This window comes from Sphingomonas sp. CV7422, assembly GCF_027945725.1.
In the GTDB taxonomy this organism is placed as follows: Bacteria; Pseudomonadota; Alphaproteobacteria; order Sphingomonadales; family Sphingomonadaceae; genus Sphingomonas; species Sphingomonas kyungheensis.
In genome coordinates this window covers 936,790-959,829 of the sequence record NZ_CP115900.1, presented here as the reverse complement: position 1 = coordinate 959,829, position 23,040 = coordinate 936,790, and the positions used below count along the sequence as shown (strand labels likewise).

At 68.1% G+C, this 23,040-nt stretch carries 16 protein-coding genes; 10 read left to right on the top strand and 6 right to left on the bottom strand.

The features are described 5' to 3' along the window. Window positions 1-127: 127 nt before the first annotated feature. Window positions 128-619 carry a CHAP domain-containing protein gene (locus PBN85_RS04625; protein ID WP_051583447.1) on the bottom strand — a complete coding sequence of 164 codons (492 nt, stop codon included), beginning with the start codon at window positions 617-619 and terminating at the stop codon, window positions 128-130. Between the two features lie 559 nt (window positions 620-1,178). Between PBN85_RS04625 and PBN85_RS04620 the strand changes: the two genes are divergently transcribed. After that, window positions 1,179-2,321 carry an acyl-CoA dehydrogenase family protein gene (locus tag PBN85_RS04620; protein WP_037534490.1) on the top strand — a complete coding sequence of 381 codons (1,143 nt, stop codon included), beginning with the start codon at window positions 1,179-1,181 and terminating at the stop codon, window positions 2,319-2,321. Window positions 2,322-2,438: 117 nt separating this feature from the next. Then, window positions 2,439-3,230 (top strand): SDR family oxidoreductase, encoded by a 792-nt coding sequence (locus tag PBN85_RS04615; protein ID WP_037534491.1) that lies wholly within the window; start codon window positions 2,439-2,441, stop codon window positions 3,228-3,230. A 276-nt stretch (window positions 3,231-3,506) separates the two neighbouring features. Here the strand turns inward: PBN85_RS04615 and PBN85_RS04610 are convergent, their stop codons facing one another. Continuing rightward, the gene (locus tag PBN85_RS04610) at window positions 3,507-5,765 is read right to left on the bottom strand and encodes an NADP-dependent malic enzyme (protein WP_037534492.1); all 2,259 of its coding nucleotides are present in this window, start codon (window positions 5,763-5,765) and stop codon (window positions 3,507-3,509) included. Window positions 5,766-5,852: 87 nt separating this feature from the next. Between PBN85_RS04610 and PBN85_RS04605 the strand changes: the two genes are divergently transcribed. The 4 genes from PBN85_RS04605 (at window position 5,853) to PBN85_RS04590 (ending at window position 11,721) form a co-directional block, all read left to right on the top strand. Then, window positions 5,853-6,041 carry a hypothetical protein gene (locus tag PBN85_RS04605; protein WP_152542274.1) on the top strand — a complete coding sequence of 63 codons (189 nt, stop codon included), beginning with the start codon at window positions 5,853-5,855 and terminating at the stop codon, window positions 6,039-6,041. A gap of 98 nt (window positions 6,042-6,139) precedes the next feature. Then, a complete protein-coding gene (locus PBN85_RS04600) occupies window positions 6,140-6,316 on the top strand; it encodes a type II toxin-antitoxin system RelE/ParE family toxin (protein ID WP_235199735.1) in 177 nt (58 codons plus the stop codon). Window positions 6,317-6,344: 28 nt separating this feature from the next. Then, the gene (mutS, locus tag PBN85_RS04595) at window positions 6,345-8,921 is read left to right on the top strand and encodes a DNA mismatch repair protein MutS (protein WP_271300839.1); all 2,577 of its coding nucleotides are present in this window, start codon (window positions 6,345-6,347) and stop codon (window positions 8,919-8,921) included. A 55-nt stretch (window positions 8,922-8,976) separates the two neighbouring features. Beyond that, entirely contained in the window at window positions 8,977-11,721 is a 2,745-nt protein-coding gene (locus PBN85_RS04590; RefSeq protein WP_037534494.1) for a [protein-PII] uridylyltransferase, read from the top strand. 76 nt (window positions 11,722-11,797) lie between these two features. Here the strand turns inward: PBN85_RS04590 and PBN85_RS04585 are convergent, their stop codons facing one another. The 4 genes from PBN85_RS04585 to PBN85_RS04570 all read right to left on the bottom strand — a co-directional run bounded on the left by PBN85_RS04585 (window position 11,798) and on the right by PBN85_RS04570 (window position 18,633). Continuing rightward, entirely contained in the window at window positions 11,798-14,632 is a 2,835-nt protein-coding gene (locus PBN85_RS04585; protein WP_271300838.1) for a TonB-dependent receptor, read from the bottom strand. Between the two features lie 205 nt (window positions 14,633-14,837). Continuing rightward, window positions 14,838-15,371: a translation initiation factor IF-3 gene (gene infC / locus PBN85_RS04580; RefSeq protein WP_037534495.1), complete on the bottom strand. Its 534-nt coding sequence runs from the start codon at window positions 15,369-15,371 to the stop codon at window positions 14,838-14,840. Between the two features lie 274 nt (window positions 15,372-15,645). Beyond that, window positions 15,646-17,637 (bottom strand): threonine--tRNA ligase, encoded by a 1,992-nt coding sequence (gene thrS, locus PBN85_RS04575; protein WP_037534496.1) that lies wholly within the window; start codon window positions 17,635-17,637, stop codon window positions 15,646-15,648. Window positions 17,638-17,817: 180 nt separating this feature from the next. Then, window positions 17,818-18,633, bottom strand: a complete 816-nt coding sequence (locus PBN85_RS04570) for an LD-carboxypeptidase (protein WP_271300283.1) — start codon at window positions 18,631-18,633, stop codon at window positions 17,818-17,820. Window positions 18,634-18,699: 66 nt separating this feature from the next. Between PBN85_RS04570 and PBN85_RS04565 the strand changes: the two genes are divergently transcribed. The 4 genes from PBN85_RS04565 to PBN85_RS04550 all read left to right on the top strand — a co-directional run bounded on the left by PBN85_RS04565 (window position 18,700) and on the right by PBN85_RS04550 (window position 23,006). Next, the gene (locus tag PBN85_RS04565; protein ID WP_051583448.1) at window positions 18,700-20,142 is read left to right on the top strand and encodes a Mur ligase family protein; all 1,443 of its coding nucleotides are present in this window, start codon (window positions 18,700-18,702) and stop codon (window positions 20,140-20,142) included. A 21-nt stretch (window positions 20,143-20,163) separates the two neighbouring features. Continuing rightward, entirely contained in the window at window positions 20,164-20,400 is a 237-nt protein-coding gene (locus PBN85_RS04560; protein ID WP_037534498.1) for a DUF6356 family protein, read from the top strand. 439 nt (window positions 20,401-20,839) lie between these two features. Then, window positions 20,840-21,940, top strand: a complete 1,101-nt coding sequence (locus PBN85_RS04555; protein ID WP_037534499.1) for a YjgN family protein — start codon at window positions 20,840-20,842, stop codon at window positions 21,938-21,940. Between the two features lies 1 nt (window position 21,941). Further along, window positions 21,942-23,006: a M48 family metallopeptidase gene (locus tag PBN85_RS04550; RefSeq protein ID WP_271300282.1), complete on the top strand. Its 1,065-nt coding sequence runs from the start codon at window positions 21,942-21,944 to the stop codon at window positions 23,004-23,006. The last annotated feature ends 34 nt before the right edge of the window (window positions 23,007-23,040 follow it).

The window sequence follows — 23,040 nt, the reverse complement described above, 5'->3', positions numbered from 1 at the left end:
GGATGAATGGGACGGTCCCGCGCCATGGCGTGCCGCCCGTGCCCATGGATCCCGGCCTGCGCCGGGATGACCAACAAGAAAGTCTTGGCGGTCGGTTTGTCGGGCTGCCGCCCGCGAGGCTCCCGACTTATTCGCCGGCGACGGGGACCACCGGCACGGTGGCGGCGGTGGCGATGATGGTGGTGTCGGTATCCGCGTCGGTCGCGGTCGCGGCGGGGGCGTGGCCCGAGTAGATGAAGCCGCTGGTGGGGTAGCTCGACGTGCCGAGATCGCCGTTGGGGCCGTACCAGACCTTGACTTCGCTCCAGTCGCCGGCGGCGGAGACGTCGATCGCGCGGACGTTGCGCTCGATGCCGCCGGGGCGCGACCAATTGGCGTGGGTGAGCAGCACTTCCCGATCGCTGACCACCTGCGAGACCATCGCGACATGGCCGACGCGCATCCGCCGCGTCGCCTGGAAGGCGAGCACCGCGCCGACCTTCGGCGCATGGCCACGCTCGTAGCGGCCGGCGGCTTGGCCCCACCAGGTGTTGGCGTTGCCGTGCAGATCGATGCCCGAGATCTCGCGAGCATAAGGCGCGCACTGCCAGAATTGCGCGAATGCCGGCGTCGTCGTCATCAAGGCACAGGAAAACACCAGCGCAAAACGCGCCGCCAACGTCTTTACAGTCACTTGCTGACCCCCCGGTCAAAACCCGTTCGTCGAGGATGTCGCTAGCCGCCCGATTCCTTTTCTCCAATGGTCGGAGGAACCATAAGAGACGAACGGTGTTGCGGCGCCGACGAGACGACGGGATGCGTCCGGAGCCTTGTCTCTTTCTGGCCGATGAACGGCGCAAGAATGTGGAATCGGGTGGGTTTCCTGTCATTCCCATGACGATGCGATGATCGTCCGCGCGCCGCCCCTCGCCATCGGGCTCGACCGATCGCCTCTACCGCCCCGTCATCGCAGCCCCGCGCGGAAACCGGACCGTGCGGCGGGACGAATGGCGGCAGGTACGGGCCCTATTGCCGCGGCCGGTCGACGCCCCAACACGTCCGGGATGGCGGAAGGCTTTTTCCGCAGCCATTCCAGTATGGCCCCACCCAAGAGCATCCGCCTGTTTTTCGAAGTTCGGGTTTGCAGGCGCGGGCGCATCGCATTACCTCTCTGCCAATTAAATGGCAGTGGAAGCGACATGGCTCTCGACCCTGAAACCTTCGATGCGCTGATCGACACCGTGCGGCGGTTCGTCGCCGAACGGCTCCGCCCGCTCGAGGCGGAGGTCGAGGCGGCGGACGCGATCCCCGACGCGGTCGTCGCCGAGATGCGCGAGATGGGATTGTTCGGCCTGTCGATCGCCGAGGATCATGGCGGGCTCGGGCTCGACATGGTCGAGGAATGCCGTGTCGCGATCGAGATGGGGCGGACGACGCCGGCCTTCCGATCCGCCTTCGGCACCAATGTCGGCATCGGCAGCCAGGGGCTGGTGATGGCCGGCACGCCCGAACAGAAGGCGCACTGGCTGCCGCGGATCGCGAGCGGCGCGGTGATCACCAGCTTCGCGCTGACCGAGCCCGACGTCGGCAGCGATTCGGGCAGCGTCAAGACGCGCGCGGTGCGCGACGGCGATGTCTACCGGCTGACCGGCACCAAACGCTATATCACCAATGCCGATCGCGCCGACCTGTTCACGGTGATGGCGCGCACCGGCGAGGCGGGCGCGCGCGGCGTTTCCGCCTTCCTCGTGCCGCGCGACCTGCCGGGCGTCTCGGTCGGCGAGCCCGAGAAGAAGATGGGGCAGAAGGGCGCCAAGGTCGCCGACGTCCATTTCGACGACGTGCCAGTCCCCGCCGCCAACCGGCTCGGGGCGGAGGGCGAAGGCTTCAAGATCGCGATGCGCGTGCTCGATCGCGGCCGGCTGCACATCGGCGCGGTCTGCGTCGGCGTCGCCGAGCGGCTGATCGCCGACAGCGTCGGCTATGCCACCGGCCGCAGCCAGTTCGGCCAGCCGATCGCGCAGCACCAGCTCATCCAGGGGATGATCGCGGACATGAAGACCGAGGCGCTGGCAGCGCGCGCTCTGGTGCTGGAGACCGCCGCGGCGAAGGATCGCGGCGACGATGTCGTGCTCGAATCGGCGGCGGCGAAATATTTCGCCAGCGAGATGGTCGGCCGCGTCGCCGACAAGGCGGTGCAGATCTATGGCGGCGCCGGCTATATCGCCGATTACGGCATCGAGCGGCTGTATCGCGACGTCCGGCTGTTCCGCATCTACGAAGGCACCAGCCAGATCCAGCAGGTGATCATCGCACGCGAGACGATCAAGCGCGGCGGATGAGGTTCGCTCCATCCCCTTCCCCGTCATCGCCACCTGCGCGAGGATGACATCGGGGGTGGCGCAGACGGCAATCGCGACGGTCACGGCCAAGCCGGACCCGTATCAGGAGAGAGACACATGGACATCAGCACGCTGTTCCGGCTCGACGGCCGGATCGCCCTCGTCACCGGCGGCAGCCGCGGCATCGGCAAGATGATCGCCGCGGGCTTCGTCGCGCAGGGGGCGACCGTCTATATCTCGTCGCGCAAGGCGGACGCGTGCGAGGCGGCGGCGGCGGAGCTGGGGCCGAACTGCATCGCGCTGCCGCAGGACGTCAGCACCGTCGCCGGCTGCCAGGCGCTCGCCGCGCAACTGGCGGAGCGCGAGGAACGGCTCGACATCCTCGTCAACAATGCCGGCGCGGCCTGGGGCGTGCCGTTCGAGGATTTCCCCGAGGCGGGCTGGGACAAGGTGATGGACCTCAACGTCAAATCGCCCTTCTTCCTGACCCAGGCGCTGCACGGCCTGCTCAAGGCGGCGGGATCGCGCGCCCGTCCCGCCAAGGTGATCAACATCACCTCGATCGACGGCCTGCGGCTCAATCCGTGGGAGACGTACAGCTATCACGCCTCCAAGGCGGCGCTGATCTTCCTCACCAAGCGGATCGCGGCGCGGCTGGTGCGCGACGGCATCCACGTCACCTCGATCGCGCCCGGCGCCTTCCCGAGCGATATGAACAAGGCGGCGCGCGACCATGGCGATGCGATCGCCCGCGGCATTCCCGCAGGCCGGATCGGCGTCGACGAGGATATGGCGGGGACGGCGATCTATCTCGCCAGCCGCGCGGGCGACTATGTCGTCGGCGAGACGATCGCCGTCGACGGTGGCCTGGTCCATGCCGCGCTCGGAACGAGCATCGACGCGGGGTGACGGCAGCCGTTCGCATGTGCAAGCCTGTGCTTCGACAGGCTCCGCACGAGCGGTTATCAAGCGAACGCTCCCCCGCCGTTAGCCCGGAGCTTGTCGAAGGGCGGGGCTCCATACACGCCGCCCGCCTGTGGAAGCCCGTGCTTCGACAGGCTCAGCACACACAAATATCATACGAACGCTTACCCAGCCGTAAGCGCTGAGCCTGTCGGAGGGCGGAGCTTCCACACGCGCCGCCCGCGTGTGAAGCCCTCGACGGGACGCGCCCGCCGCCCCCGATCAGCGCGCGATGCCGCCTGCGGCGAGCACCGCCAGCGTCACCAATTCGCTCGCGGTCGAGGTCATCGGCGCGATCTGCACCGGCTTTTCCATGCCGACCAGCATCGGCCCGATGACGCTGTCGCCACCCAGCTCGCGGAGCAGCTTGGCGGAGATATGCGCCGATTGCAGGCCCGGCATGATCAGGATGTTGGCCGGGCCGGACAGGCGCGCGAACGGATAATTGGCGAGCTGGCGCGGGTTGAGCGCGACGTCGGGCGGCATCTCGCCTTCATATTCGAAGCCGACGTTGCGCCCGTCGAGCACCGCCACCGCCTCGCGGATATTGTCGACCCAGGCACCCTTGGGGTTGCCGAAGGTCGAATAGCTCAGCATCGCGACGCGCGGTTCGTGGCCCATGCGGCGCGCGACCTGCGCGGTCTGTTCGGCGAAATCGGCGAGCTGCTCGCCGGTCGGCCGTTCGTTGACGGTGGTGTCGGCGATGAACACGGTGTGGCTCTGGCCGACCAGCACGTGGATGCCGAAGGGCGTGCGCCCCGCCTCGGGATCGATCACGCGCTTCACCTGGCGCATCGATTCCGCCCAGGTGCGGGTGATGCCGGTGATCATCACGTCGGCCTCGCCGAGCTGGAGCAGCGCCGCGCCGAAGACGTTGCGATCCTGGTTGATCATCCGCTCGACATCGCGGCGCAGATAGCCGCGGCGCTGGAGGCGGCCGTAGACGAAGTCGACCATCTTCGGGACGAGCGGCGAATGGCGGCTGTTGTGGACCTCATATTCCTGCGGATTGGCGACGCCGAGCGCCTTCAACCGGTCATAGACGTCATCGCGGCCGACCAGCACCGGCGTGCCATAGCCGCCTTCCTTGAACGAGATGGCGGCGCGCAGCACCACCTCTTCCTCGCCCTCGGCGAACAGCACGCGCTTCGGCCGCGCCCGTGCGCCCTCATAGGCGAGGCTGAGCACCGAGGTGGTCGGGTTGAGCCGCGCGCGCAGCGTCTGGCGATAGGCCTCCATGTCGAGGATCGGCTTGAGCGCCACGCCCGAATCCATCGCCGCCTTGGCGACCGCCGACGGCACCAGCTCCATCAGCCGGGGGTCGAACGGCGACGGGATGATATATTCGGGGCCGAAGCTGTGCTGCACGCCATAAGCGACCGCCACCTCCTCCGGCACGCGGCGGCGGGCGAGTTCGGCGATCGCATTGGCGGCGGCGATCTTCATCGCATCGTTGATGCCCGTCGCGCGCACGTCGAGCGCGCCGCGGAAGATGAAGGGGAAGCAGATGACGTTGTTGACCTGATTGGGATAGTCCGAGCGGCCGGTGGCGACGATCGCGTCGGGGCGCGCCGCCTTGGCGATCTCGGGGCGGATTTCCGGCTCGGGATTGGCCATCGCGAAGATGATCGGCGACGGCGCCATATGCGCGACCATCTCCGGCTTGAGCGCGCCCGCAGCCGACAGGCCGAGGAACACGTCCGCCCCCTCCAGCGCCTCGGTCAGCGTGCGCTTGTCGGTGTTAGCGGCATGCGCCGACTGCCATTGATTGACGCCGTCGCGACCCTGATAGATCACCCCGGTCTTGTCGCACATGATGACATTGTCGTGGCGCACGCCCATCGCCTTCATCAGCTCGGTGCAGGCGATCGCCGCCGCACCGGCGCCGTTGACGACGAGCTTGACGTCCTGGAGCTTGCGCCCGGTGAGCAGGCACGCATTGATCAGCCCCGCCGAGGCGATGATCGCGGTGCCGTGCTGGTCGTCATGGAAGACCGGGATGTTCATCCGCTCGCGCAGCGTCTGCTCGATGATGAAACATTCGGGTGCCTTGATATCCTCGAGGTTGATGCCGCCGAAGGTCGGCTCCATCAGCTCGACCGCGTCGATGAAGCGGTTGACGTCCTCGGTCTTCAACTCGATGTCGATCGAGTCGACGTCGGCGAAGCGTTTGAACAGCACCGCCTTGCCCTCCATCACCGGTTTGGAGGCGAGCGCGCCGAGATTGCCCATGCCGAGGATCGCGGTGCCGTTCGAGATCACCGCGACGAGATTGCCCTTGGCGGTGTAATCATAGGCCGCGGCGGGATCGTCGGCGATCGCCTGCACCGGCACCGCGACGCCGGGCGAATAAGCGAGCGCGAGGTCGCGTTGCGTCGCCATCGGCTTGGATGCGATGATCTCGATCTTGCCGGGACGCCCCTCCGAATGGAACAGCAGCGCCTCGCGCTCGGAGTATTGGACGGACGCTTCGTCGGACATGGGACCTCGCTGACGGGCTGACGCTACGGCTCTTGACGGGTTCGGGCCGGGCTTTCAACCCGCAGCGTCAGGGGTTATGCTGCCGGCATGACGCCCGATGCTCAAATACCCCCCCGCTATCCGCGGCCAGCGACGCGGGATGACGTCGCCCGGGCGAAGGCGGGCTATGAGTCCGGCTATGGTGTCGATCATGTCATCGTCAGTGAGTGGCTGCGGACCTGGGGGCAGCCGGGGTTCAAGGACTTCCCCCTTTGGCTTGCCGAACAGAATGAATAGAGGCGATGGCGAATGTCGTCTGGCGTCCCGGAGCCGTCGACGATATCCGGGAAATAGCCCGCTACATCCATCGATTTGACCCCGTCGCGGCGTAGGACGTGGCAGCCAGATTGCTCGATCTAGGCAACAGCCTCGCCATCTTTCCGCGGCGCGGCCGGCCCAAGGACGGCATTCGCGAGATGACGTCTGTTCCTCCCTACATTCTCCGCTATTCGGTCGCGGACGAGACCGTGTTCATCCTCTCCGTCCGCCACGGCGCCCGTCTTCTGGATTGACCTTACCCTGATGACCACCCCTACCCCGATGATGGCGCAATATCTCGGCCTCAAGGCCGAGGCGGAGGATTGCCTGCTCTTCTATCGCATGGGCGATTTCTTCGAATTGTTCTTCGACGATGCGCGCATCGCGAGCAGCGTGCTCGATATCGCCCTCACCGCGCGCGGCGAGCATGACGGCGAGAAGATCCCGATGTGCGGCGTGCCGGTCCATGCCGCCACCGCCTATCTGCAACGGCTGATCAAGGCGGGCCACCGCGTCGCGATCGCCGAACAGACCGAGACGCCGGCCGAGGCCAAGGCGCGCGGCGGCTACAAGGCCTTGGTCGCGCGCGGTATCGTCCGCGTCGTCACCGCCGGCACGCTGACCGAGGAGGCGCTGCTTGACGCCCGCAGCGACAATTGGTGCGTCGCGATCGGCGAGGCGGCCGGCGCGGTGGCGCTTGCCGCCGCCGACGTCTCGACCGGCCGGTTCGAGGTGATCGACTGTTCCGCCGACGCGCTCGGGGCAGAGCTTGCGCGGCTCGGCGCGGCGGAGGTGATCGCGTCCGACGCCGGCGAGCAGCCCGGCGCGACGACGCTGCGCCCGCGCCATACGTTCGACAGCGGCGAGGGCGAGGCGCGACTCAAGGCGCTGTTCGGGGTCGCGACGCTCGACGGGTTCGGTCAGTTCAGCCGCGCCGGCCTCGCCGCGGCGGGCGGACTGATCGCCTATCTCGACCACACCGCCAAGGGCGCGCTTCCCTTCCTGCGGCCGCCGCGCCTTACCGCCGCCGCGGAGACGATGGCGATCGACGCGGCGACGCGCGACAGCCTCGAACTCACCTGCACCACCGGCGGCCAGCGCAAGGGCAGCCTGCTCGACTGTATCGACCGTACGGTGACCGGCGCCGGCGCACGGCTGCTGGCGAGCGACCTCGGCGCGCCGCTCATGGACAGGACGGCGATCGATGCGCGGCTCGACCTCGTCCAATATTTCCACGATGCGCCGGCCCAGCGCGAGGCGGTGCGCGCGGCGTTGCGCGCGCTTCCCGATATCGGCCGGGCGCTCGGGCGGCTGGCGGCGCGGCGGGGCAGCCCGCGCGATCTCGGCCAGCTCCGCGACGGGCTCGACGGCGCCTGGCATCTCGGCGAGCGGCTCGCCGCGATCGATACGCCGCTCGCGCTGCTCGACCGGATCGCGCCACGGCTGCGCGGCCATGGCGCGCTCGTCGACCTGCTGCGCCGGGCGCTGGTGCCCGCGCCGCCGATCGAGGCGGGCGACGGCGGCTATATCGCCGCGGGCTATGACGATGCGCTCGACGAATTGCGCGACACCGGCGCCGGCGGCCGGCGCGCGATCGCCGCGCTCGAGGCGGAGATGAAAAGCGCGACCGGGATCGCTACGCTCAAGGTCCGCCACAACAACGTGCTCGGCTATCATGTCGAGGTGCCAGCGCGCGCCGCCGATCCGCTGATGCAGCCGGACAGCGGCTTCACCCACCGCCAGACGCTGGCGGGCGTCGTCCGCTTCAACACGCCGGCGCTGCACGAGGTCGCCGCGCGCGTCTCGCAGGCCGGCGCGCATGCCCTCGCCGCCGAGGCCGCGCATCTCGAGGAATTGATCGGCACCGCGCTCGCCAGCCGCGAGGCGATCGCCGCCACCGCCGATGCGCTGGCGCGGATCGACGTCGCCGCGGCGCTCGCCGAGCGCGCCGCCGAGGGGCAGTGGGCGCGGCCGGCGCTTGCCGAACACGCCTGTTTCGATATCGTCGGCGGCCGGCATCCGGTGGTCGAGGCGGCGGTGGCCAGGTCGGGCGACCGGTTCGTCGCCAACGACTGTACGCTCACGTCGGATTCGCGACTGTGGCTGGTCACCGGGCCGAACATGGGCGGCAAGTCGACCTTTCTGCGCCAGAATGCGCTGATCGCGGTGCTTGCGCAGGCGGGCAGCTACGTCCCCGCGACGCGGGCGACGCTCGGGCTGGTCGATCGGCTGTTCAGCCGCGTCGGCGCCTCGGACAATCTCGCCCGCGGCCGATCGACCTTCATGGTCGAGATGGTCGAGACCGCCGCGATCCTCGCGCAGGCGACGCCCAACAGCTTCGTCATCCTCGATGAGGTCGGCCGCGGCACCAGCACCTACGACGGCCTCGCGATCGCCTGGGCGGTGGTCGAGGCGATCCACGAGGACAATCGCTGCCGCTGCCTGTTCGCCACCCATTATCACGAACTGACGCGGCTGGCCGAACGCTGCGACGCGCTGACGCTGCATCACGTCCGCGCGCGCGAGTGGAAGGGCGAGCTGGTGCTGCTGCACGAACTCGCCACCGGGCCGGCGGACCGCAGCTACGGCCTCGCCGTCGCGCGGCTGGCGGGCATGCCGCCAGCAACGGTGGCGCGGGCAAAGGCGGTGCTGGCCAAGCTCGAGGCGGGGCGCGCCAAGACCGGCGGCCTCGCCGCGGGACTCGACGACCTGCCGCTGTTCGCCGCCGCCGCGCAGGTCGAGGAGGCGACGTGCGACGCGATCCGCGCCGAGGTGGAAGCGCTCGACATCGACGCCCTCACCCCGCGCGAGGCGCTCGACACGCTCTACCGGCTGAAGGCGCTGGCGCGCGAGGGATAGCCGGGGCGCGAAACGGCATGTCCCCTTAACCTGCACGCCGCTATAGCCGACCGTCATGCACTTCCGTTTCGACCACCTCCCCAACCGTCGCGCCATCGTCAACCGCCGGGCGCTGGAAGAGCGGATCGCGGCGATCGCGGCCGACGGCATCGCGCTGCGCCTGCAGGCGACCGCGATCCTCAAGGAGGCGCTCGCCGAGGGACGCGCCGAGATCCAGCGGCGGCTGGCGGTGCACCCGTCGCGCGGGCTCGAGGCGTCGAACGCGCAGGCCTATCTTACCGACCAGCTGCTGCGCCTGTTGTTCGACCTCGCGACGCAGCGGCTGCACCCGATCCACAATCCGACCGCGGGCGAGCGGCTGACGCTGATCGCGGTCGGCGGCTATGGGCGGGCGGAGATGGCGCCCTATTCGGATGTCGACATCGGCTTCCTCACCCCTGGCAAGCAGACGCCCTGGGCGGAGCAGGTCATCGAATCGATGCTCTATGCCTTGTGGGACCTTGCGCTCAAGATCGGCCATTCGAGCCGCTCGCTCGACGAGATGGTGCGGCAGGCCAAGGGCGACGTGACGATCCGGACCGCCTTGCTCGAGGCGCGCTACGTCACCGGCGACGTGACATTGTATGACGAGGCGGCGCGCCGCTTCAAGACCGAGGTGCAGCATGGCACCGAGCGCGAGTTCATCGCCGACAAGCTCGCCGAGCGCGATGCCCGCCACCGCAAGATGGGCGACACCCGCTATGTCGTCGAACCCAACGTCAAGGAGGGCAAGGGCGGCCTGCGCGACCTCCACACCCTGTTCTGGATCGGCAAATATATCCACGACGTGCAGCGCGGCGCCGATCTGGTCGAGGTCGGCTTGCTGACCAAGGAGGAATATCGGCTCTTCCACCGCGCCGACAATTTCCTCCAGGCGGTACGCTGCCATCTGCACAGCGTCACCCGCCGCGCCGAGGACCGGCTGACCTTCGACGTCCAGCGCGAGATCGCGACGCGGATGCGCTTCTCCGACCGCCCCGGCAAATCGGCGGTCGAGCGGTTCATGCAATATTACTTCCTCCAGGCGAAGACGGTCGGCAACCTCACCGGCGTCTTCCTTGCGCATCTCGACGAGCGGTTCGCGGCGCGCGGGCGGCGGTTCGGCCTGCCGACGATCCGGCGGCGGCCCGACCGGCTGCACGGCTTCGTGCTCGATCGCGGCCGGCTGGCGTTGCCCCGCGACGATTTCTTCAGCGAGGACCCGGTCCGGCTGATCGAGATCTTCCAGCTCGCCGACCTCCACGGCGTCGAGATCCACCCGCTGGCGATGCGCGCCGCGGCGCGCGACGCCAAGCTGATCGCCCGCCATCGTCGCGACCGGCGCGCCAACAGCCTGTTCCTCGACGTGCTGACCTCGCCGCGCGATCCCGAGCTGGTGCTGCGCTGGATGAACGAGGCGGGCGTGTTCGGCCGCTTCGTGCCCGATTTCGGCCGCGTCGTCGCGCAGATGCAGTTCGACATGTACCACCATTACACCGTCGACGAGCACACCATCCGCGCGATCGGTCTGCTCGCGCGGATCGACAAGGGCGAGTGCAAGGTCGAACACCCCCTCGCCTCGGCGATCATCCGCCATATCGTCTCGCGGCGCGTGCTCTATGTCGCGGTGCTGCTCCACGATATCGCCAAGGGCCGCGACGGCGATCATTCGATCCTCGGCGCGGAGGTGGCGGAGAAGCTCTGCCCGCGCTTCGGCCTCACCGCCGCCGAAACGGAGACGGTGGCGTGGCTGGTCCGCTGGCACCTGCTGATGTCGGCGACCGCGTTCAAGCGCGACCTGTCCGACTTCAAGACGATCCTCGACTTTTGCGCGGTCGTGCAGAGCCCGGAGCGGCTGCGGCTGCTGCTGGTCCTCACCATCGTCGATATCCGCGCGGTCGGCCCGGGCACCTGGAACGGCTGGAAGCGCCAGTTGCTCGCCGACCTCTACGAGGGCGCGGAGGAGGTGCTGCGCCTCGGTCACAAGCAGCGCGGCCGCGCCGAACGCATCGCGACGCGGCAGGAGACGCTGCAGGCGACGCTCGGCTGGGAGCCGGCGCGGTTCGACGCCTTCGTCCGCCGTTTCCCCGAAGCCTATTGGATCGCCGAACCCGACGACGTGCTCGCGCATAACGCACGCTTCATCGACGCCGCGGGCGCCGCGCAGCTCTCGATCGACGCGCAGGTCTATGCGACGCGCGGCGCGACGCTGGTGACCATCTATGCCGCCGACCATCCCGGCCTGTTCTACCGCATCGCCGGCGCGATCCACGTCGCCGGCGGCAATATCATCGACGCGCGCATCCACACGACGCGCGACGGCATGGCGATCGACAATTTCCTCGTCCAGGACCCGTTCGGCCGGCCGTTCGACGACAGCGCGCAGCTCCGGCGGCTCAAGATGGCGATCGAGGATGCGCTCGCCAATCGCGGCAAGCTGACCGACCGGCTGGTCGCCAAGCCCGCGCCGCGCACCCGCGCCGATGCCTTCGACATCGAACCCAACGTCCTGATCGACAATCACGCCTCCAACCGCTTCACGGTGATCGAGGTCAATGCGCGCGACCGGCCGGCCCTGCTCAACCAGCTCGCCCAGGCGCTGTTCCAGTCGAAGGTGACGCTGCACTCGGCGCATGTCGCCACTTATGGCGAGCGCGCGGTCGACACCTTCTACGTGACCGACCTGACCGGTGACCGCATCACCGCCTCGGCCCGGCTCAAGACGCTCGAGCGCCGGCTGCGGACCGCGGCGGCGGGCGACATGGTCGAGATGGCCGCCTGACACAAAGCGGCCGGCGCGCATCGCTGCGGCCGGCCGGAGTGTCGTTGCCTGATGAAAGAGTGTGTCGGCGCGCGGATCAGAACCGCGCGCGGATCGTCGCGCCATAGGTGCGCGGCTCGGCGAGATATTGCGAGAAGAGCTGGCGGCCGCCGGGATATTGCGGATCCTGGAATGCCGCGTTGGCGGCGCCCTCCTGGAACGGCGAGTTGAAGGCGACCTGCGCATAGGTGACGTTGGTCAGATTCTGCCCCCAGAATTCGAGGCTGATCCGCTCGTCGGGCAGGCGCAGGCCGATGCGCGCGTTGACGATCGCATAGCCGTCCTGCGCCTTTTGCGGAAACAGGTCGGAGCCGGTGTTATAGTCGCCGGTCATGCGCGTATCGACGTAGAAGAGCGCCGAATAGCCGCCGCCGAGCTGCGGCGTCCACGACGCCGACGAGGTCGCGACGATGTCCGCCGAGTTGGACACCGTCCGCCCTGGCAGCAGCCGCAGCGCCTGATCGAGCGGCGCCCCCGCCGCGGAGCCGACGAGCTGGTCGCGATATTTGGTGTCGGTGACGGTCAGGCCGAGGCTGACGCGCACGTCGCGTGCCGGCACCAGCGCCGCCTCCAGCTCAACGCCCTTGGCGCGGACGCCATAGCTGACATCGCCCGACGGGCAGACGCCGGTGGTCGTTGCGGCGGCATTGTAATTGCTCGCGGCGGTGAACTTGCTCTGATCGCGATCGCCGCCGTTGAGGCTCGACGAACAGCCGTTGATGTTCTGCACCAGGAAGACGGTACCGTTGAAGGTGTTGAGCTGGAAGTTGCTGAAGTCCTGGATGAACGCCGCCGCCGACAGCGTGAACGGCCCGGTGCCGTATTTGGCGCCGACCTCGAAGGCATTGACCGTCTCGGGCGCGAATTGCAGCGAATTGGCGAGCGCCTGCGCGCCGCCGAGCTGCGCGAAGCTGAAGACCGGCTGTTTGAGCGCCGACCGGTCGAGGTTGAAGCCGCCCGCCTTATAGCCGCGCGAATAGCTGCCGTAGAGCAGCAGATGGTCGATCGGCTTCCACGACAGGATCGCCGTGCCGGTGACGCGATCCTCCTTGCGGCGGCTGTTGATCGACACGCCGTTGAGCTCGGCGGTGTTGTTGCCCTGGCAGGACAGGCCGATGATCCCCGCCGCGGTGGCCGCGAGCCCGGCATTGGCGAGGAAGGGCGCGAGCGCACGCTGGTTGGTGACGCAGCCGACATTGTCGTTGGTGAAGGTCGCGTCGAAGCGCTTGCGTTCGTTGGTGTAGCGCGCGCCCAGCGTCAGATCGACCGTGTTGGTGACGTGGAAGATATTGTGCGTGAAGATCGCCCAGTTGCGGCTGTTCTGATTGTAGACGTCGCGGGTCGAGCCCTTGTCGTTGATCGCATCGAGCGTATCGATCGCGCCGACGATCGTCGCCCCCGCCGCCCCGAAGGGCGAGGCGACGCCGGGCACCCGGCCGGCGAGTACCGCGCGGCCGGTGTTGCTGAGGCAACCGGTGTTGCCCGGCGCGTAAAAGGGCGCGAGCGCGCTGCCCGAGACGAGCCGGCAGGTCGCGAACCGGCCATATTGCGTGCCGAAGCGCAGGTTATCGAGCACGCGCAGGTCTTCGTTGGCGAAGAAGCCGCCGACCAGCCAGTCGAGCTTGTCCGCGAACAGCGAGCCGTTGAGGCGCAGCTCCTGCGTGAAGGTGCGGAAGCGCCGGGCCGAATTGCCGTCGGCGGCGCGATAGAGGATGTCGACGCGGCTATAGTCGGTGTCCGATCCCTGGTCCGAATCATAGTCACGATAGGCGGTGATCGAGGTCAGCTTGGTGCGTCCGAAGGTCCAGTCGAGCTGGCCCGACACGCCCCAGTCCCTGGTGATGCCGGCGAAGCTGCGACCCGGGCTGGTCGACACGTCGCGGCTGTAGCCCGGGTTGGTGACGAGGTTGAGCGGCTGGCCGAGATCGCGGATGACGTTGACAATATTGTTGCCGTTGCCGCCCGCCGCGAGGCCGGCGTTGACCGAGGCGACGGGGTTGTTGAGGTTGCCGACCGCCTCGTTGACCGACCGGTCGACATAGGTCGCCGCGCAGCATTTCTCGTCGCGATGCGTGTAATCGCCGATCAGGCGGAAGCGGATCGCGTCGGTCGGCTCGAACAGCAACTGGCCGCGGACGAAATAGCGGTTGCGATCGTTGACGTCGGTGTTGTTCGTATAGTCGCGGTAGAAGCCGTCGCGCTTGACGTAGACGCCGTCGACACGCGCGGCGATCGTCTGGCTGAGCGGCACGTTGAGATTGCCGGCGAAGCGGTAGAAATTGTAATTGCCGTAGGTCGCTTCACCGCCGCCGCTGACCCCCTGGAACGACGGCGCCTTGCTGATGATGCTGATCACGCCCGCCGAGGCGTTGCGGCCGCCGAGCGTGCCCTGCGGACCGCGCAGCACCTCGACCCGGTCGATCTCGCCGAGTTCGGTGAGGCCGATACCCGAGCGCGACCGATAGACGCCGTCGATGAACACCGCGACCGAGCTTTCGAGGCCGGGATTGTCGCCGACCGTGCCGATGCCGCGGATGCGCGCCGAGCCGTTCGATTCGGAGCCGGTCGACGAGACGAGCAGCGACGGCGCGAGCTGGTTGAGCTGGCGGATGTCGCTCGCGCCGGAGTTCTGCAGCGTTTCGGCGGTGATCGCCGACACCGCGACCGGCACGTCGGCGAGCGCCTGGACGCGGCCCTGGGCGGTGACGACGATGTCGGCGGCGGGCGCCTCGTCCTGCGTCACCGATGCCGCGGCGGTCGTCGAGGTCGTCTGCGTCGCCGGGCTCGACGGTTCGGGCGAGTTGTTTTGCGCGGCGGCCGGCGAAGCGAGCGCGATCGTGGCGGCCGACAGCAGATACGCAGTAAGGCGCATGGTCATCCTCTCCCTGTACCGATCTCGTTTTCGAATATCGGGTTTCTTCGGAAGCTAGGATCGCCCAGGCGTGAGCGTCTACAAGTTTATAGACGTCGCCAGCATTTTCGAACCGAGTGTCGCTTATACGCAACACCGGGCCCGTCGCCGGACCCGGTGTTCGAAAATGCTTGACGCTACGGCAGGCCGCAATTGCGGCCGGAATTCACTTGGGCGCGAGCACCATCAGCATCTGCCGGCCTTCCATGCGCGGATAAGCCTCGACCTTGGCGACCTCGGCGACCTGTTCGGCGACGCGCTGGAGCACCGCCATGCCGAGCTGACCGTGGCTGAGCTCGCGACCGCGGAAGCGCATCGTCACCTTGACCTTGTCGCCTTCCTCGATGAATTCGACAACCTTCTTCATCTTGGTGTCGTAATCGTGGTCGTCGATGTTCGGACGCATCTTGATCTCCTTGATCTCCTGCGTCTTCTGCGATTTGCGGGCGAGATTCGCCTTTTTCTGCGCCTCGTACTTGAACTTGCCGACGTCGAGGAACTTGGCGACGGGCGGATCGGCGTTGGGCGAGACCTCGACCAGATCGAGGCCGAGTTCCTGCGCCTGCGCCATCGCCTCGCGCGTGTACATCACGCCAAGATTCTCGCCCTCATGGTCGATCACGCGGACCTTGGGGCTGACGATCCACTCGTTGAAACGAGGGCCATTCATCGGCGGCGCCTGATTTGGTCGGCGCATCATGGGAGGACGTATGGGTATAGCTCCTGTGGTGGTTTGGGTTAGATATAGGCTTTCCGGATCGCTTTCGGAAGATGTCTATGCACGATGATGTACCGGTAACGGCCGAACGCCTTGGCCTGTGGACCTGGGACCCGGACACACCGTTCCCACTGACCGATGCCGAATGCGCACAACTCTGTCGTGGCCACCCGATCCGATGGCCCGGCACTGCGGAGGATGTCCTGCGATTACCGGGCCGATACGAACTACTCGACGGCTGGCTGGTGACCCGGCGTTAGCGCAGATCGGGCGGGGTCGCCTCCTCGCGCAGCATAGCGACCGCTTCCTCCACAGTCACGATCTGCTGCGCCTGGCTGCCGAGCCGGCGGACGGCGAGCTTGCCTTCCTCCGCCTCGCGCTTGCCGACGACGAGCAGCACCGGCACCTTGGCGACCGAATGTTCGCGCACCTTGTAGTTGATCTTCTCGTTGCGCAGATCGGTCTCGACGCGAAGCCCCGCCTTGCGCAGCGTTGCCGCGACCTCCTCGGCATAGCCATCCGCCTCGGAGACGATCGTCGCGACCACCGCCTGCACCGGCGACAGCCACAGCGGGAAGCGGCCGGCATGATGTTCGATCAGAATGCCGATGAAGCGTTCGAACGTGCCGAGGATCGCGCGGTGAAGCATGATCGGGCGATGGCGATTGCCGTCCTCGCCGACGTAGCTCGCGTCGAGTCGCTCGGGCAGCACCGTGTCGGTCTGGATGGTGCCGACCTGCCAGGTCCGGCCGATCGCATCGGTCAGGTGGAATTCGAGCTTGGGCGCATAGAAGGCGCCCTCGCCCGGCAGCTCTTCCCAGCCATAGTCGGCGGTGTCGCGGCCAGTCGCGGCGACCGCGTCGCGCAGCGACTGTTCGGACCAGTCCCACATCGCTTCCGAGCCGAACCGCTTCTCCGGGCGCAGCGCGAGCTTGATCGCATAGCGCTCGAAGCCGAGGTGCTTGTAGACCGAGTCGAGCAGCTCGCAGAATTTGCGCACCTCATCGACCAGCTGATCCTCGCGGACGAAGATATGCGCGTCGTCCTGGGTGAACTGGCGCACGCGCATGATGCCGTGCAGCGCGCCATGCGCCTCGTTGCGGTGGCAGCAGCCGAATTCGGCCATGCGGATCGGCAGGTCGCGATAGCTCTTGATCCCCTGTTTGAAGATCAGCACGTGCGCCGGGCAGTTCATCGGCTTGAGCGCCATCAGATCGCCCTCGCCCGACAGCACCGCCCCCTCGTCGGCGGTGTTCGGCACCTCGTCGGGGACGACGAACATGTTCTCGCGATATTTGCCCCAGTGGCCGGACTGTTCCCATTGCTTGGCGTCCATCAGCTGCGGCGTCTTCACCTCGGCATAATCGGCGGCGTCGAGGCGGCGGCGCATATAGGCTTCGAGCTGGCGCCACAGGATGAAGCCCTTGGGATGCCAGAACACCGACCCCTGCGCCTCGGGCTGGAGATGGAACAGGTCCATCTCCTGCCCGATCTTGCGGTGATCGCGCTTCGCCGCCTCCTCCAGCATGAAGAGATGCTGGTCGAGCTGCTTCTTGTTGAGCCAGCCGGTGCCGTAGATGCGGCTGAGCATCGCGTTCTTCTGGTCGCCGCGCCAATAGGCACCCGACACGCGCGTCAGCTTGAAGGCGTTGGGATCGAGCTTGCCGGTCGAAACCATGTGCGGGCCGCGGCACATGTCGAGCCATTCGCCCTGGCGATAGATCGTCAGTTCCTCATTGTCGGGCAGTTCGGCGGCCCATTCGGCCTTGAAGGTCTCACCCTGCTTCGTCCAGGTCTCGATCAGCTGCTCGCGCGTCCACACCTCGCGGGTGAACGGCTCGTCGCGGGCGATGATGCGGCGCATCTCGGCCTCGATCGCGGGCAGGTCCTCGTCGGTGAAGGGGCGATCCTTCGGCGCGAAGTCGTAATAGAAACCGTCGTCGGTCGCCGGACCGAAGGTGATCTGCGTGCCGGGGAAGAGGTGCTGCACCGCCTCCGCCATCACGTGCGCGAGATCGTGGCGGACGAGTTCGAGCGCATCGGCCTCGTCCTTCGCGGTGACCAGCGCGAGGTTGGTGTCGCCCTCGAACGGCCGGTTGAGATCGCGCACCTGCCCGTCGATCCGCGCGGCGATCGCCGCCTTGGCGAGGCCGGGGCCGATCGCGGCGGCGACGTCCGCGGGGGTAGTCCCGGGCGCAACCTCGCGGACGGAACCGTCGGGCAGCGTGATACGGAACATGGCAGACATGATGAACTTTCAACTGGGGTGAGGCGCCCGCGAATAAAGCGCCGCGGGGTATATAGGCAAGCTCTGGTGCAAATCCTCCCCGCCACCCATCGGTGGCGGAGGGCCCCTCATCAGACGGCCCGCCTGTGGAAGCCCCCCGCCACCAGCTGCGCTGATCCCCCTCCCCGTGCCGGGGAGGATTCAGGCGATGCCGAACGGCACGACACGATTGGCTTGCGTGTGGCCGATCTCCGCCCGCCCGAGATAGGGCACGCCGAGGTCGCCGCACCAGCGGCGGATCATGGATTCGAGGCTATCGCCCCATTCGGGCTCGTTGGGCTGCACCGCGGTCACCGCGCCCAGCCGGACGCCGGCGATGCCCTTGAGCTGCGTCGCATGCCCCATGTGGAACAGCAGCCGGTCGATGTTGTACATCGGCTCCGACACTTCCTCGATCAGCAGGACGTGGTCGGTGAGGTCGGGCAGATAGGGCGTGCCGATCAGCGCGCCGAGGATCGACAGGTTGAACGCCGCCGCCGGCCGGCCGTCGAGCCCCGGCTCCAGCCCCGCCCGGTCGCCGCGCGCCAGCCAGCCGAGCGAGCGGGCGATCGTCGCATCGCCGTCCTTGCGGCGGATGTCGCTCGCCATCGGGCCGTGCACCGGCCGGCCGATCCGCCGCGCATAGAGCGCGCCGAGCAGGAAGCCGATGTCCGAATAGCCGAGATAGCTCTTGTGCCGCGCCGCCGGGCCGAGCTGCGGCAGCACCAGCGGCAGGATGCGGTTCGAGCCATAGCCGCCGCGCAGGCACCAGATCGCGTCGAAGCCGGGATCGTTGGCGAATTCGAGGAAGGCGGAGGCCCGGCGCGCGTCGTCGCCGGCGAAATGGCCCGCCACCTCCCAGCATTGCGGGTGGATGACGAGATCGACCTCGGGATAGGCGAGCGCGGCGAAGGCGATGAACGGCGCCTCGGCATCCTTGTTGCCGACGCTCGCCGGTGCCACCACCCCAATTCGCATGCCGTCCGTCGCTCCGCCGCATCGCAGAGCCTTGCCCCTGCCAGACCGGGTCGATAGCGCAGCGTCATGGCGCACGGCAATCTTTCCCCCTCCCCGCTCGGCGGCCCGGTGGCCGGCAAACGCTTCTTCCTCGTGGGGATCGGCGGATCGGGGATGATGCCGCTGGCGACGATCCTGGCGGGGCGCGGCGCGATCGTCGCCGGCTCCGATCGCGGGCTCGATCAAGGGCGTGTGCCCGCCAAGTTCGACGCATTGCGCGCGCGCGGCATCGCGCTCTTCCCGCAGGACGGCAGGGGTATCGTCGCGCCCGACCAGATCGTCGTCGCCTCCGCCGCGGTCGAGGAGACGGTCGCCGATATGGTCGCGGCAAGCCGGCTCGGCTGCGCGCGCGCGACCCGCGCCGAATTGCTCAGCACGCTGTTCAACCAGAGCGCGCTGCCGATCGGCGTCGCCGGTACCAGCGGCAAGTCGACGGTCACCGGCATGATCGGCTGGATCCTGCATCAGGCGGGGCGCGACCCGACGGTGATGAACGGCGCGGTGATGAAGAATTTCGCCGCGCCCGACGCGCCCTTCGCCAGCGCGCTGGTCGGCGACGGCGACGCCTTCGTCAGCGAGGTCGACGAGAGCGACGGGTCGATCGCGCATTATGCGCCGCGCATCGCCGTGCTCAACAACGTCAGCCTCGACCATAAGGGGCTCGACGAGCTGCGCGGCCTGTTCGGCGCGTTCATCGCCAAGGCTGAGACGGCGATCGTCAACCTCGACAATGACGAGGCGGCGGCGCTCACCACGACGCTGCCGCCGGCGCAGGTGGCGACCTTCGGCATCGATCGCGACGCCGATTTCGCCGCGCACGCGCTGGTCGAGGCGCCGTTCGGCATCGGCTTCGATCTGATCGCGGCCGGCAATGCGCCGATAAAGGTGCGGTTGCGGGTGCCCGGCCGGCACAATGTCGCCAATGCGCTCGCCGCGATCGCCGCCGCGGTCGCCGCGGGCGTGCCGCTCGATCGCGCCGCCGTGGCGATCGGCGGCTTCACCGGGCTGCGCCGCCGCTTCGACCTGGTCGGCGAGGCGGCGGGAGTCGCGGTGATCGACGATTTCGGCCACAACCCGGACAAGATCGCCGCGACGCTCGACACGCTCCACGCCTTTCCCGGCCGACTGCTGCTGCTGTTCCAGCCGCACGGTTATGGCCCGCTCAAGGTGATGCGCCACGAACTGGCGGCGATGTTCGCCGAGCGGCTCGCGCCCGACGATCGGCTGGTGCTGCCCGATCCGGTCTATCAGGGCGGCACCGTCGCGCGTGAGGTGACCAGCGCCGACCTCGTCGCCGACATCCGCGCTGGCGGACGCGATGCGGTGCATATCGCCGATCGCGCCGCGGCGGCGGCGGCGCTCGTCGCGGCGGCGCGGCCCAGCGACCGGATCGTCGTGATGGGCGCGCGCGACGACACGCTGAGCCTGCTCGCCGCGGAGATGCTGGAGTCGCTGCGGCGACGCGGCTAGAGTGATACGCAGGAGGTAGTCATGAAGCTCTTCACCCAGCATCCGGCCTCGGTCGGCGAAAGCTATGGCGAGCATTTCGGCGTCGCGACGCGGTTCGGCCTGCGGATGATCGGCGGCGGCCTTGCCGCTTTGGTCCATGGCGTGCTGCCCTTCGCCTTCCAGACCACCGGCAGCCGCACCATCGCCGCGCTCCACGCCGAGATGGTCGCCAAGCGCGCCGACACGGCGCAGGTCAACACGGTGGAATTCGTGATCTGAACAGGTGACGACCGGCCGGTGCATCGAGGGCGTTCCGGCATTCGTGGTTCGACGGGAGTAGAGGGGCGGCAGCGCGATAGGCGAGGATTGGCGGAAGACTCCGCCTTATCGTGCCCAGTACTCCCGCGAAGGCGGGAGCCCAGTTTCTTCTTTTGAGCAGCCGATGTTCTGCTTGGCCACTGGATTCCCGCCTTCGCGGGAATACTGGTGTTTGCGGCAAGGGGACCGACCTCCGCCGCACCTCCAAACACCGCCGAGGCGATGAGGCGCGTGTAATGACAGGGTGACATCCGCCATCTGCTCCCCGCTGCCCCGCTCTCCTGCCGATAGGCGACCCTTGCGCTCGAAACCCGCGCTCGCGGCCCCGCCTTGCGATTAACCACATTCCCCCGTTGACCTGCCCCTCCCGCTCCGCTCCACTCGCCGCAGGGGGACTATCATGAGCGATCCATCGGCGGCGCCGGTACGAGCGTTCCGCTTCACCGGGCGGTGGCAGGATTATGCGCCGATCGCCTTCACCAATCTGCTGCTGACGATCGTCACGCTCGGCATCTACACCTTCTGGGGGCGGGCGCGGACGCGGCGCTATCTGTGGAGCCGGACGCGCTTCATCGACGACCGGCTCGAATATACCGGCACGGGACTGGAGCTGTTCCTCGGCTATGTCATCGCCTTCTTCGTGATCGTGCTGCCGTTCGGCATCGTCAATCTCGCGATCCAGGGAACGCTGATGCGCGGGCATCAGGGTGCGGCGGCGGTGACCGGCATGATCGTCTATCTCGCCATCCTCTATCTGGTCGGCGTCGCGCGCTTCCGGGCGCTGCGCTACCGGCTCAGCCGCACCTATTGGCACGGCATCCGCGGCGGCAGCAGTCAGGCCGGACTCGGCTATGGCTGGCGCTATTTCTGGCAGACGATCGTCGCGACGTTCACCGTCTATCTGCTGATGCCCTGGTCGATGGTGCGGCTGTGGAACCAGCGCTGGAACGCGATGAGTTTCGGCTCGCTGCCGTTCCGCAGCCACGCGCGCTGGCAGCCGGTGTTCGGACGCTTCCTGCTCTTCTACCTCCTGCCGGTGATCCTGTTCGGCGCGGTGGCGCTGCTCGTCGCGGCGATTGGCTTCAGCGGAGGGTTCGACGGGCCGCGCAGCACCGTCCCCAGCCCCGGCATGGTATTGGCGATCGCGCTCGGTGGTCTCGCCTTCTATATCGTCTTCTTCGGCGTGCTCGGGCTCATCGCGATGACCTTCTACGCCGCCTTCTTCCGCGAGGCGGTGGGCGCGACGTCGCTGGGGTCGCTCGATTTCGGCTTCGAGGCGACGACGCGCGACTGGATCCTGCTCTACCTCGGCAATCTCGCGCTCGTCGTCGTCACCTTCGGGATCGGCGCGATCTTCCTGCAATATCGCAACTGGGCGTTCTTCATCCGCCACCTCAACGCCTATGGCGAGATCGCGGTGGATGATCTGCTCCAGTCGCGCGAGCGCGCGCCGGGTCAGGGCGAAGGGCTGCTCGATGCCTTCGATGTCGGCGCCTTCTGAGGTGAGCGACCCAAGCGCCGAGGTCTGGCATTACGACGGCCGCAGCGCGCTGCGCCGGTCGGCACGGCTGACCGTCGACGGCGACGACGGCTTCCGCCTCGTCGGCGACGGCGTCAGTGACGAGCGCCACGCCTTCGCCGCACTCACCCCCGCCGATGCCGATGGCGACCGGCGCAGCTTCGGACTGCGCGGACGGCCGGGCTGGCGGATCGGCCTCGCAGCTCCCGTGCCGCCGGAGATCGCCGCACGACTGCCGGGGGCGCAACGCTATGGCGGCTGGATCGACCGGCTCGGGCTGTGGCGGGCGGCGGCGATCTCCGCGATGCTCGCCGCGGTCGCGGTCGCGATCGTGCTGCAAACGCCGGCATTGCTTGCGCGGCTGATCCCGACCTCGGTCGAGCAGCGGCTCGGCGAGGTGATGGTCGGCGACTTCGGCCGCACCGGCTGCGCCGACCCCGCCGGCACCGCCGCGCTCGCCCGGCTGGCGCAGCGCATCGACCCTGACGACCCGACGCGCGACATCCACGTCGTCAAGCTGCCGATGGTCAATGCGGTGACGCTGCCCGGCGGGCGGATCGTCGTCTTCGACGGCCTGCTCCAGGCGGCGCGCTCGCCCGACGAGGTCGCCGGCGTGATCGGACATGAGATCGGCCATGTCCGCGGCCGCGACGTGATGGAATCACTGCTGCGCCAGCTCGGCCTGTCGGTGCTGCTCGGCGGGATGGAGGGGCATGTCGGCGGCTATACCAATGCGTTGCTCGCCACTGCCTATTCGCGCGGGGCGGAGGCGCGTGCCGACGGCTATGCGATCCGGCTGCTCGACGAGGCGCATGTCTCGCCGCGCCCCACCGCCGCCTTCTTCGCCCGGCTGGCGAAGGCGCAGGCCGGCACCGAGCGGATGTTCGCCTATCTGGCCAGCCACCCCCTTTCCGACGCCCGCGCCGCGCGTTTCCGGACCAGTGCGAAGGCGGATGCGGGCTATACGCCTGCGCTCGATCCGGCGGACTGGCATGCGCTGCGCGGCATCTGCCGCGGCGAGACCGACCGGATCACATGGCGCTTCTAGCCGGCCGCCGCCGCGGTCAAGCGATGGAAAAGCC

What these genes read in the sequence shown, in the direction of transcription:
- PBN85_RS04625 (WP_051583447.1), bottom strand. Translation starts at nt 619, where the DNA reads ATGACGACGACGCCGGCATTCGCGCAATTCTGGCAGTGCGCGCCTTAT.
- PBN85_RS04620 (WP_037534490.1), top strand. Translation starts at nt 1,179, where the DNA reads ATGGCTCTCGACCCTGAAACCTTCGATGCGCTGATCGACACCGTGCGG.
- PBN85_RS04615 (WP_037534491.1), top strand. Translation starts at nt 2,439, where the DNA reads ATGGACATCAGCACGCTGTTCCGGCTCGACGGCCGGATCGCCCTCGTC.
- PBN85_RS04610 (WP_037534492.1), bottom strand. Translation starts at nt 5,765, where the DNA reads ATGTCCGACGAAGCGTCCGTCCAATACTCCGAGCGCGAGGCGCTGCTG.
- PBN85_RS04605 (WP_152542274.1), top strand. Translation starts at nt 5,853, where the DNA reads ATGACGCCCGATGCTCAAATACCCCCCCGCTATCCGCGGCCAGCGACG.
- mutS (WP_271300839.1), top strand. Translation starts at nt 6,345, where the DNA reads ATGATGGCGCAATATCTCGGCCTCAAGGCCGAGGCGGAGGATTGCCTG.
- PBN85_RS04590 (WP_037534494.1), top strand. Translation starts at nt 8,977, where the DNA reads ATGCACTTCCGTTTCGACCACCTCCCCAACCGTCGCGCCATCGTCAAC.
- PBN85_RS04585 (WP_271300838.1), bottom strand. Translation starts at nt 14,632, where the DNA reads ATGCGCCTTACTGCGTATCTGCTGTCGGCCGCCACGATCGCGCTCGCT.
- infC (WP_037534495.1), bottom strand. Translation starts at nt 15,371, where the DNA reads ATGATGCGCCGACCAAATCAGGCGCCGCCGATGAATGGCCCTCGTTTC.
- thrS (WP_037534496.1), bottom strand. Translation starts at nt 17,637, where the DNA reads ATGTCTGCCATGTTCCGTATCACGCTGCCCGACGGTTCCGTCCGCGAG.
- PBN85_RS04570 (WP_271300283.1), bottom strand. Translation starts at nt 18,633, where the DNA reads ATGCGAATTGGGGTGGTGGCACCGGCGAGCGTCGGCAACAAGGATGCC.
- PBN85_RS04565 (WP_051583448.1), top strand. Translation starts at nt 18,700, where the DNA reads ATGGCGCACGGCAATCTTTCCCCCTCCCCGCTCGGCGGCCCGGTGGCC.
- PBN85_RS04560 (WP_037534498.1), top strand. Translation starts at nt 20,164, where the DNA reads ATGAAGCTCTTCACCCAGCATCCGGCCTCGGTCGGCGAAAGCTATGGC.
- PBN85_RS04555 (WP_037534499.1), top strand. Translation starts at nt 20,840, where the DNA reads ATGAGCGATCCATCGGCGGCGCCGGTACGAGCGTTCCGCTTCACCGGG.